This window comes from Hahella ganghwensis DSM 17046 (assembly GCF_000376785.1).
In the GTDB taxonomy this organism is placed as follows: Bacteria; Pseudomonadota; Gammaproteobacteria; order Pseudomonadales; family Oleiphilaceae; genus Hahella; species Hahella ganghwensis.
The window spans coordinates 84,058-94,036 of record NZ_AQXX01000120.1 but is presented as its reverse complement, the minus strand read 5'-3'; the positions used below and the strand labels follow the sequence as shown (position 1 = coordinate 94,036).

Below are 9,979 nucleotides of genomic sequence, written 5' to 3'. Positions count from 1 at the left end.
GCCGGCAGGTTTATGGGGACAAATGCCGACGTGGTAGAGCCGAGTTTCTTCGCGTCGCTGATCCAGCGTCGAACCAGATTGGCATTGAGCCCGTTATCCAGAGCGATGGCAGAAACAGAGACCCCCGGCTGTTGGCAGGCAGCAATAATCTTAGCTTTAAATTCTGCGGAATATTGGCGACGTTTTCTGGAGGAGCGAGGTGCGCTTATGACAATCATAACAAGTGTCCACTAAAAAATAAGTGGACACTATCCAGTCAGTTGGTAGCGCGCTCAAGATGGGGTTACCGGACGCTTACCCTGTTTTTCGTTCCTGCTGCCATCACCCTGAATGTGGCAGGACACCTGAGACCTGATACTCTGATAGGAATGAATTGGATGTGTGGGGGCGATCAGGTGACAGCGCCAACTTCCAGTAGCGGTGAAGCGTCCAGGTCAGACGCGTCCATCATGTCCGCCACCTTGGCCAGACTGGCCAGGATCAGATGCTGCTCCCAGTCAGACAGGTTATCAAACCGTTCCACAAAGGTTTCCTGCAATGGTGTCGGGGCTTTTTCGAGAGTCGTATGGCCGTCTGCCGTCATCACAACATACATCTTACGCTTGTCGTCCTGTCCCCGGATTCGCTGTACCAGACCCCGTTTTTCCAGCCGGTCCACGATACTGGTAACAGTGGCCTGACTCAGGCTGATAGCCTGGGCAACGTTACTCATTGTGGTGGTGGTAGAGTGCCCAATAGTACGTAATACAAGCAGTTGAGGGGCGGTCAGGCCGGTTTGTTTGCCTAGTTGCTTGGAGCGAAGATCTGCAGCTCTGATGATTCGACGAATTAGAACAAGAACTTCATCATGTTTGCTCATAGTGGTATTGGGTCCTACTGCGGTTGCCTGTTACAGCTGTCTACGGGTGCCAGAATTATCTTATGTTTGGCAAGAGGGTATGGTCACATAAAAATGACATGAGCATGAGCTTAGATGTCAAAGGGCCGCTCTTTCCAGAAAGCTTATAGTAAGTTTTTTGGAATAAATTTTCTAACATTCAGTAAGTCTTGGAAGTTATTTATTTTACTGCGGCTAGGAGTAATTTGGCGATCCCTGTTTCTGGTCCCTGGAAGTCAGGGATTTGCCGTTTGGAGTCGGTGATATTATTTTGAAATGTGAAGTTTATATTTCAAAATATTTTATCGCATATAAAACAGTTGGTTATGGTTGTACTGAATGGATATTGGTTTGAGATAAAAGTATGCTTGGCGTATTATCGTACAGCTATACATTAAAAAGCGCGGAGTGAATATGTGTGGCATATGCGGAGAAATCCGCTTTGATAATCAACCACCTGACCTTCAATTTATTCAACAAGCCAATTACCTGCAGCAACCCCGGGGTCCCGATGCTGAAGGTGTTTGGGTGCAAAATAATGTCGCCTTCGGCCATCGCCGTCTGAAAATCATGGACCTGTCGGAGGCTTCCCAGCAGCCGTTATATGATCCCTCCCTTGGACTGTCTGTGGTATTTAACGGTGCTATCTACAATCACCCGGAACTCCGTGAAGAGCTTAAACAAATGGGGTACCGCTTCTACTCTGAAGGAGATACAGAAGTGGTTCTCAAGGCTTATCATGCCTGGGGACGTGACTGTGTAAAACACTTTAACGGCATGTTTGCCATCGCCGTGTGGGAGAGGGAATCCGGGAAAACGTTGTTGTTCAGGGATCGGTTGGGCATCAAACCGCTTTATTATCACCGTGATACCCACCGGATGAAGTTTGCTTCATTCCTCCCCGCTCTGGCCAAGGGACTGGAGCATACTCCGGGAATCAGCCCCAGTGCCCTGAACAAGTATCTGAATTTTCACTCTGTTGTGCCTTCGCCCGAAACTCTGTTTGACGGAATTCACAAAGTGCCGCCCGGTACTGTCATTGAAGTGCATGCCGATGGTTCGGTGCAGCAGGAGTCCTATTGGGATCTGACTTTTGAGACCCTGCCGGATGAAGAAAAATTAACTGCCCAGGAGTGGCAGGATCGTCTGCTGCAGGAGCTCTTTGCTGCGGTCAGGCGTCGAAATGTGGCAGCAGTGGATGTTGGGGTCCTCCTCTCCGGTGGCGTTGACAGCAGTCTGCTGGTCGGACTTCTGGCAGAAGTAAATCCGAATGGATTCCAGACTTTTTCAATCGGTTTTGAGGCTGTCGGAGGGGAAGCGGGTGATGAGTTTCAGTACTCGGACATCATTGCAGAGCATTTTGGCACCCGTCATCACAAGATCCGCATTGCGGAAGACCGGATGCTGGAGGCGCTGCCTCATGCCATCAGAGCCATGTCTGAGCCTATGGTCAGTCACGATTGTGTCGCTTTCTATCTCCTGTCCCAGGAAGTCAGTAAACACTGCCGGGTTGTTCAGAGTGGGCAGGGGGCTGACGAAGTCTTTGGCGGCTATCACTGGTATCCGCCGCTCGCCGGCAGCCAGGACCCATTTGCCAGCTACCGTCAGGCGTTTTTTGACCGTAGCCATGATGAGTACCTGGAAACTGTTCAGCCTGCCTGGGCCAGCCATGATTCAGCTGGTGAATTTGTCAGACAACATTTCCTGAGTCCAGGGGCAAAGGACCCTATTGATAAAGCCCTGCGCCTGGATACTCGCGTGATGCTGGTGGATGACCCGGTTAAACGGGTGGATAACATGACTATGGCATCCAGTTTGGAAGCCAGGGTGCCGTTTCTAGATCATCAGTTGGTGGAACTGGCCGCGCGGATTCCCGCGCCAATGAAAGTGCGTGATGAAGGCAAATGGATCCTGAAAGAAGCCTCACGCAAAGTCATTCCCGCAGCGGTGATTGATCGTCCAAAAGGGTATTTCCCCGTACCGGCACTGAAATATTTGCGCGGAAACGTGTTGAACTGGGTGAAAGAGGCTCTGACCACTCAGGCCGCTCGCGACCGTGGACTGTTCAATCAGGAGTATGTTGATCGCCTGCTGTTATCACCGGATATGCATATTACACCGCTTCGCGGCTCGAAACTCTGGCAGCTTGGGCTGTTGGAGTTGTGGCTGCAGCAGCACGATTTTTAGGGGGGAGACGATTGTGGCAGCGCATTCCAGAGGTCACCACCATCATCATGACGAGCGAGTACTACGCAACCAAGTGCCGTCATTTCAGGCGTTACAGGCCGAACATCAGCGTGCAGATACCGGAGACGATGCGCCGGAAAATGTGATCGTACACTGCGGTTGGGGGCGTTTATTGCTGGCTCATACATTTTCTGATCCGGGGCGTCTAGCGAAAAGCCTGACGGAGGAATCCACCGGGGATCGTGATATTGCCATGTATGTATCCAATCCTCATGTGGTCCTGAGTCACGCCCCTCAGGCATTGTTTCTTGATCCGTCAGATACGCTGCGGTTGTGGATGAGCCAGTACAGGCCCCGAACCCAGGCTTTGCCGGGGGTGACTGTTCGCAGGGCAACCAGCAGCCGGGACGTGGACGCCATTAATGCCATCTTCAGTCAACGCAAGATGGTGCCGGTTCCTCCGGAGCATGTGCAGGGGCGCCGTCGCTCCAAAGAGGTGGTCTATCTGGTGGCAGAGGAGCTGACTACCGGCAAGGTGATTGGCACAGTCATGGGCGTCAACCATGTCAGAGTGTTCAATGACCCCCACAAAGGATCCAGCCTGTGGTGTCTGGCGGTGTCACCGGACAGTAAAACACCGGGAGTCGGAGAGGCGCTGGTGCGTTACCTGGCTGAGTACTTTCAGGCTCGCGGTTGCCAATTCATGGATCTGAGTGTTCTGCATAATAATTACGAAGCCAAGGCCCTCTATGAAAAGCTGGGCTTTCAGGCGGTCAAGACCTTTGCCCTGAAGAAGAAAAATGCCATTAATGAAAAGCTGTTTGTGGGGCCGGAAACAGCGCTTAAGCTGAATCCCTACGCGCAGATCATTGTGGACGAAGCCCTACGTCGTGGCATTGAAGTGTCTGTCGATGACCGGGAGAACAATCTGTTTACGCTGGGATTCGGAGGGCGACACATTCGCTGTCATGAGTCCCTGTCGGATCTGACGACGGCTGTGGCCATGACGATCTGCCAGAATAAAATGCTCACCCATCGGGCCTGCAGCCAGGCTGGTCTTAGAACTCCCTGTCATCAGCTCTATTCCACTGCGGAAGAGGCGGAAGCCTTCCTGAAGGAACACGGCTCGGTGGTGGTGAAGCCTTTGGACAGTGAACAGGGGCAGGGGATATCAGTGGATATTCGCCAGATTGAGGATCTGCATACCGCCATTGCCGATGCCAAGCGTGTTTCTGGCAAAGTCTTGCTGGAAACCTTTCATAAGGGGCTGGATCTCAGGGTGGTTGTCATCGGGTTTGAAATGGTGGCTGCCGCTATCCGACGCCCTGCAGAAGTTTTCGGCAACGGCCGGGACGATCTGCGAACCCTGATTGAAAAGCAAAGCCGGAGACGCTCCGCTGCCACAGGAGGGGAGAGCCGAATTCCGTTGGATGCTGAAACCGAGCGTTGTCTGCGTGAGGCCGGGTACGGATGGGAAGATGTTCTACCTGCCGGTAAGCATCTGGTGGTGCGTAAAACTGCCAATCTTCATACTGGTGGCACCTTGGTGGACGTGACCGAAACCCTGCATCCTGAACTCAGGTCGGCGGCAGAGCAGGCAGCCAAGGCTATACAGATTCCTGTGGTGGGAATGGACCTGATGGTTCCTGACCCGGAAAAGCCGGAGTACGTCATTATTGAAGCCAATGAACGTCCGGGTCTGGAGAATCATGCCCCGCAGCCCACGGCTGAGAGATTTATCGACCTGCTGTTTCCATTGAATCGTTCTCCGGCGGGATAAAATGTGTTATGAGTGGTTAAAGGATGACCTTTCCAATGGTCATCCCCAAGTATTAGCCATATTAAGTATTAACCTAGAAGGGGGAATAAGGTGAATCAACCAGAAAACGCTCCCGTCATGGGAGCTGATGTTAACTATAAGCTTGATTCTGATTACCTGAACAAGACACTTCTGGAGTTGCTGGCCATACCTTGTCCCACCGGGTTGACCGACGGCGCGGTAGTGTATGTCTGTGAACGACTGGTGGAATTGGGAATCGATTATGAACTCACCCGTAGAGGAACGGTACGTGGACGGCTGAAAGGTCGCAAAAGTGCTCCCCAACGTGCAGTGGTGACTCATCTGGATACCATTGGTGCCATGGTCCGGGAAATCAAGGATAACGGCCGGTTATGCCTGACTCCTGTCGGGCATTGGTCCAGTCGCTTTGCCGAAGGTGCCAGGGTTACCATCTTTTCAGATGATGGCCGTTGCTTCCGCGGATCGGTTTTGCCTCTCTATGCAGCCGGTCACCGATACAACGAGGAGGTCGATCGTCTGCCGGTGACCTGGGATCATGTGGAAATCCGTGTGGATGAGTTGACTCACTCGAAGGAGGAAACTCTGGAGCTGGGGATGAAAGTGGGAGACTTCGTTGCCTTTGACCCCAACCCCGAGTTCTTGTCGAATGGTTATATCGTTTCCCGTCACCTGGACAATAAAGCAGGAACCGCAGCGCTATTGACAGCGTTGAAGGCGATCAAGGAATACAATCTGCCGGTGTCCATGGACTGTTTCCCTATATTCACACTGACGGAAGAGATCGGTTCCGGAGTTGGCCATGCCATTGAGCCTGAAGTGACAGAGTTTGTTGGCATCGACATCGGACCGGTCGCAGAAGGGCAGAATGCCAAGGAAAATGGTGTCACGATTGCCATGAAGGATTCATCCGGTCCTTTTGATCATCACCTGACCCAGCATCTGATACGTACCTGTCAGCAGTATAATATCAGCCATCAGAGGGACGTTTTCCGCTTCTATTTCAGTGACGCCGTGTCAGCGGTGCAGGCGGGCCATGATATTCGTCATGCCCTGATCACTTTCGGTACGGACGCCACGCATGGTTATGAGCGCACTCATATTGATGCCTTGACCGCTATTGCTGACCTGGTGGTTCGCTATGTGCAGACGGATCCTGTACGTCCACATGATGCAATGAGGAATATTCCCAAAGAGGACTTTCAAGAGCAGATTCCCTGGCAGAAAGAGCTGCAGATGAGCGGTACGTCAGTACCCAATGTCAAAGAGCTGTTCCAGGGGCAACAAGAAGAGGATAACTAGGCTGGCGGCGGTCAGCCTCTGGCAGCCAGTTTCTTCAATACCCGGGATACGGCGATAAATCCAAAAGTGGCGGTAACACCAGTGGCGGCTCCGAATCCCGATGCACAGTCAAGCCGGGTGCTTTCATTGGGAGCCGGTTTGCTCTGGCAGACGGTTCCATCCGGTGATGGATAAACCTGCTGTTCCGTAGAGAATACTGCCTCAATACTGAAGCGCCGCTGTGGGTTGGCAGGAAACCCATAGTCCTGGCGTAGTTTCTTGCGTACCTTGGCCAGTAGTGGGTCGTGATAGGTTCGGCTGAGATCGGTGTATTCGATCTGTGTGGGGTCCGTTTGTCCTCCAGCGCCCCCAACGCAAACTACCTTGATTTTGTTGCGGCGACAGTACGCCAACAGCGCGCATTTGTGGCGGACACTGTCTATGGCATCAATGACAAAGTCGAATTCTTTGCTAAGCAGATCGCCGACAGATTTTTCGGTGACAAATTTATGGACCTGCTGCACCTCGCATTCCGGATTGATTTCCTGGATTCGCTGCGCCATTACTTCGACCTTGCTCTGCCCAACAGTGGATTGCAGTGCGTGTATCTGGCGGTTGGTATTGGAGATGCAGACATCATCCAGATCAATCAGTGTGATACGACCAATCCCGGACCTGGCCAGGGCTTCAGCAGCCCAGGATCCAACTCCCCCGATTCCGATAACGGCGACATGGGACTGACGAAAGGTTTCCAGTGCCGGAATGCCGTAAAGTCTTGCAATACCGCTGAAGCGGCTCAGATATTCGGGTGAAGGATGCTCAGACATGGATAACCGCAATAATTCAGTGGGTGGCTAAAACCGTTGGCGACAAAAAACAGTCGCATTATAGAGAATTGGCAACAGTATCTCGACATTGACTCGCAGAACTTTGCCAACCGTCTCGCGTTGGGCTTTACTTAATATATATCCCACTGGATTCACAGTGGAAATTTAGACAATAAAAACAAGCGAATATTTGTTTTGGCATGTTATGAATCCACTCTTCCTTAGGATACTCACATGACTATACCTGTGTTAATTTGTGATGACTCAGGTGTCGCACGAAAGCAGATGGCCAGGTCCCTTCCTGATGGATGGGACGTTGAGATCAGTTTTGCCAAGCACGGTGAAGAGGCATTGGAATTGATTCGCGAAGGAAAAGGCGACGTTCTTTTCCTGGACCTCAATATGCCGGTAATGGATGGTTATCAGACACTTGATGTTATCAGCAAAGAAGAGCTTCCAACCGTTGTGATTGTTGTGTCGGGTGATATCCAGCCCGATGCCCGAAGTCGCGTCATGGCTTTTGGTGCCTTTGACTTTATCAAAAAGCCGATTGTCTCAGAAGAATTGAGTGCTGTACTGACCCGCGCCGGCATTTATACGCCGGATGATGTTCAGTCCCAAGTTAGCGAAGATGTTCGTGATCAGGCGCTGGCTTCCCAGGGTAAATCCGGTGAACTCGAGGCATATCAGGAAATAACCAACGTGGCGATGGGGCAGGCCGCAGATTTACTGGCTCGCTTGCTGGATGTTTTTGTTCTGCTCCCCATTCCCCAGGTGAATCTACTCGAAATCACAGAGCTGAAAATGGCGCTTCAGTCCACCCAGGATGAAGATACGATTTCCGCTGTCTGTCAGGGATTTATCGGGGCCGGTATTGCCGGGGAGGCGCTTCTTCTGTTTCATGATTCCAGTATGTCAGACATGGCCAATCTGATGCGCTATGAAGGCCGGATGAATGAACTGGTCGAACTGGAGCTGATTATGGATGTGGCCTCGGTATTAATCGGAGCCTGCACCAAAGGGATTGCGGATCAACTCGATATTTCCTTTAGTCAAGGGCATCCCGTGGTTTTGGGGCAACATGTGGATGTCGATGAGCTGCTGAAAAACAATACATGGCGCTGGCGGCAGACGCTGGCAATAGAAATTTGCTACGCCATTGAGAACTACAATATTCAGTGCGAATTACTGTTGTTGTTCACCGAGGACTCTTTGCCGGTTTTGAGAAATAAAGTGGCTTATTTGCTCAAATAAAACCGAGAGATAAACAATCTAACGACGGGAAACCGAGTTAACATTATGGCTCAGGACAGTTTAGACGATATCGCTGAATTCCACTGGCTGATGGACATGCTGCAAACCATCGATGTCGGATTGGTGGTGCTGGACAATGAGTTTCGGATTAATACCTGGAACAGTTTCATGGAGAACCACAGTGGTTTGCCACCGCACACGGTCAGAGGAAAGGTGATCTTCGATCTCTTCGAAGAAATCCCAAAAGAATGGTTCATCCATAAAGCCCAGTCTGTGTTCATGCTGAAAAATCGAAGCTTCACTACCTGGGAGCAGCGCCCGTTCCTGTTCCGTTTCAAAAACTACCGGCCAATCACTGGTACAGAAGAATTCATGTACCAGAACATTACGATATCGCCATTAATATCCACCACCGGGGAAGTTAAAAATATCTGTATTATCATTTATGACGTCACAGACATCGCCAGCAACAGCAAACAATTGGCTAAGGCCAATGCCAAGCTCGAGCAACTCAGCCGGACGGATGGGCTTACTCAACTGAATAACCGTCGTTTCTGGGAGGAGCGTTTGGAGGCAGAGTTTCGACGCTTCAAACGGACAGGCAAAGTTGCCACTCTGATCATGTTCGATATCGATCATTTCAAGAAGGTGAATGACACCTATGGGCATCCTGCCGGCGATGAAGTGATTCGTCAGGTCGCTGACGCATTAAGAGAAACCATGCGTACCACAGATATTGCCGGGAGGTATGGGGGCGAAGAGTTTGGGCTGATTCTGATCGATACGGACTCAATCAGTGGTAAATCCTTTGCTGAAAGACTGCGAACAAGGGTTGAAGAGTTGACGGTGTCACATGAGGACAGCGACATCCGTTTCACCATCAGTCTGGGGATTGCCGAGGTGAATCATTCCCTGGATGACTACCAGCAGTGGTTGGAAAATGCCGATACGGCTTTATATGAATCCAAACAGAACGGGCGAAACAGAACGACCGTTCATCGACAGGACTGATGTTCCCGGTCAGAGATCCCAGTCCGCCACAACAGGCCTCGAGATAGTAAAGGCAAACAGGGCGAGGCAGAGGTAAAGTAATGAAAGTGTATATAGGGTAAAGAGAGAGGTGAATAAACGGTAATAATGGGCCATCTACACGAGATTTATGACATATGTTCGAGAAATTGGACTTGGTTCATATGAAAAGACGTCGAGAGGCTTTGCTTTTAGTGAGGTGTTTCGCTACAGTTTGGCGCTCCTCTAGTTCCATCCCATTACATGCAAAGTACCGTCCTATTAGCATGAAAGTACCGTCCGAATAGCATGAAGCCAAATCACAGGGGTCCCTCCAAAAACCCGACAATGCACCTGGACGCGCAACTGAAAGTTCGGCGTGGCATGTTCAGTTATGAATGGGTCAAAGTGCAGGTGTTAAAATTCAGTGCCTCTGGAATGACAATCCGGACGGATGAAGATTTGTCCGCGGGAAGTCGGGCGACCTTTTCCATTTTGCTGGCGATGGATTTTGGTGATATCCGGATAGACAAGATCGAAGCGAAGGTCAATGGTCGGGAAAAAGTATGCAGCTGCTTTGATTACCCATTGGACTTTGTTCTGGGATCAAGTGCTGTACGTCGTGAGGCAATTGAAACCAGTCTGCGAAAAATTGAATCGCTGCTGTCCAGCTATGACTCCCTGCTGAATAAGATCCGTACGGGCCCTCTGTCTGGCACACCCTGAAAATATCCGCGGTTTGGCGGG

9 protein-coding genes are annotated in these 9,979 nt (G+C 51.0%); 6 read left to right on the top strand and 3 right to left on the bottom strand.

Annotated elements, in window-relative coordinates; all coding sequences use genetic code 11:
• Together F566_RS0116075 and F566_RS0116070 are read right to left on the bottom strand one after the other, a co-directional pair.
• A partial coding sequence (locus F566_RS0116075) for a transposase (RefSeq protein ID WP_020405106.1) occupies window positions 1-218 on the bottom strand: 218 nt, incomplete at its 3' end.
• Window positions 219-391: 173 nt separating this feature from the next.
• The gene (locus tag F566_RS0116070; protein ID WP_020408034.1) at window positions 392-859 is read right to left on the bottom strand and encodes a MarR family winged helix-turn-helix transcriptional regulator; all 468 of its coding nucleotides are present in this window, start codon (window positions 857-859) and stop codon (window positions 392-394) included.
• A gap of 432 nt (window positions 860-1,291) precedes the next feature.
• Between F566_RS0116070 and F566_RS0116065 the strand changes: the two genes are divergently transcribed.
• The 3 genes from F566_RS0116065 (at window position 1,292) to F566_RS0116055 (ending at window position 6,164) form a co-directional block, all read left to right on the top strand.
• The gene (locus tag F566_RS0116065; RefSeq protein WP_020408033.1) at window positions 1,292-3,064 is read left to right on the top strand and encodes an N-acetylglutaminylglutamine amidotransferase; all 1,773 of its coding nucleotides are present in this window, start codon (window positions 1,292-1,294) and stop codon (window positions 3,062-3,064) included.
• A 13-nt stretch (window positions 3,065-3,077) separates the two neighbouring features.
• Window positions 3,078-4,844 (top strand): N-acetylglutaminylglutamine synthetase, encoded by a 1,767-nt coding sequence (gene ngg / locus F566_RS0116060; RefSeq protein ID WP_020408032.1) that lies wholly within the window; start codon window positions 3,078-3,080, stop codon window positions 4,842-4,844.
• A 90-nt stretch (window positions 4,845-4,934) separates the two neighbouring features.
• On the top strand, window positions 4,935-6,164 hold the full coding sequence (locus F566_RS0116055; RefSeq protein WP_020408031.1) for an osmoprotectant NAGGN system M42 family peptidase: 1,230 nt from the start codon (window positions 4,935-4,937) through the stop codon (window positions 6,162-6,164).
• Between the two features lie 11 nt (window positions 6,165-6,175).
• On the opposite strand, the gene tcdA is transcribed toward F566_RS0116055, so the two are convergent.
• Window positions 6,176-6,970, bottom strand: a complete 795-nt coding sequence (tcdA, locus tag F566_RS0116050; protein WP_020408030.1) for a tRNA cyclic N6-threonylcarbamoyladenosine(37) synthase TcdA — start codon at window positions 6,968-6,970, stop codon at window positions 6,176-6,178.
• Window positions 6,971-7,204: 234 nt separating this feature from the next.
• On the opposite strand from tcdA, the gene F566_RS0116045 reads away from it, so the two are divergent.
• From F566_RS0116045 to F566_RS0116035, 3 genes are all read left to right on the top strand, one after another.
• Entirely contained in the window at window positions 7,205-8,224 is a 1,020-nt protein-coding gene (locus F566_RS0116045; protein ID WP_020408029.1) for a response regulator, read from the top strand.
• Between the two features lie 45 nt (window positions 8,225-8,269).
• Window positions 8,270-9,235 carry a diguanylate cyclase gene (locus tag F566_RS0116040; RefSeq protein ID WP_020408028.1) on the top strand — a complete coding sequence of 322 codons (966 nt, stop codon included), beginning with the start codon at window positions 8,270-8,272 and terminating at the stop codon, window positions 9,233-9,235.
• 345 nt (window positions 9,236-9,580) lie between these two features.
• Window positions 9,581-9,958: a hypothetical protein gene (locus F566_RS0116035; protein ID WP_020408027.1), complete on the top strand. Its 378-nt coding sequence runs from the start codon at window positions 9,581-9,583 to the stop codon at window positions 9,956-9,958.
• Window positions 9,959-9,979 lie beyond the last annotated feature (21 nt).